Origin of the sequence: Streptococcus suis, from assembly GCF_002964045.1 — a bacterium.
GTDB lineage: Bacteria > Bacillota > Bacilli > Lactobacillales > Streptococcaceae > Streptococcus > Streptococcus suis_U.
Genome location: NZ_POPB01000547.1, coordinates 1 through 269, shown reverse-complemented (window position 1 = coordinate 269; position 269 = coordinate 1). Strand labels below are relative to the sequence as shown.

Annotated in this window: 1 pseudogene; it reads right to left on the bottom strand. The window is 45.0% G+C overall.

Features of this window, described 5'->3' with window-relative positions:
- Positions 1–269, bottom strand: a pseudogene (locus C1E99_RS12625) (iron-containing alcohol dehydrogenase); the annotation flags it as partial.

Below are 269 nucleotides of genomic sequence, written 5' to 3'. Positions count from 1 at the left end.
TGGCCATGGCTTGAAGTCCGTATTCAAAGAGTGTTTGTTCACAGGCTTGTGCAATAGCGATACCAGCAAGTGTCTGACCTCCTCCTGCCATTGTTGTTCCATTGCTTTGTAAAATAGCACGTGCTTCTACCCACGTCGCCAAGCCATCCGCAATACCAGAAGCCAAAAGACGTGGCGGTGCTTGACAAATAATCGCTGTATCTACCAAGACAAGATCTGGATTTTTCTTATAGAAAATATAGCGTTCAAACGCCCCTTCTTCAGAATAA